A 406-nucleotide genomic window follows, 5' to 3' on the forward strand; every position below is an offset into this window, starting at 1 on the left:
CAGTACGGAGATGACGTTCGCGGACCTGCGGGAACGGGCGGTCGCCCTGGAGGAGACGGCCCGCCGCGAACTGGTCCGGCGGGTCTGGGGCATCGCCCGCGCCCATGACCCGGCCGACCCGGTCGCGGCGGAGGAGGCCATCAACCGCAGGCTCGGCGAGGTGTGGTGCTACACCGACGACAAGGGCATGATCAGCTGCCGGGCCTCCGTCCGGGTGCGGAGCGACCCGGCGCTGCGGGACCACGTACGGCCGTTCCGGCTGACCGAGCTCCGGATGAGGGAGGAGCACCGGCTCGGCGAACTCAAGGCCCAGCACGCGGCGGCCCTCACGGAGATCTGGATCGACGTGGTCACCACGCTGGAGATGACCGAGAACCCGGGCGCGGTGGAACGGCAGTTCCTGGCT

General features: G+C 71.7%; 1 protein-coding gene. It reads left to right on the top strand.

Annotated elements, in window-relative coordinates:
- Positions 1-10: 10 nt before the first annotated feature.
- A partial coding sequence (locus tag RM572_RS29510) for a hypothetical protein (RefSeq protein ID WP_311676405.1) occupies positions 11-406 on the top strand: 396 nt, incomplete at its 3' end.

The organism is Streptomyces hazeniae (genome assembly GCF_031845485.1).
Taxonomy (GTDB): Bacteria; Actinomycetota; Actinomycetes; order Streptomycetales; family Streptomycetaceae; genus Streptomyces; species Streptomyces hazeniae.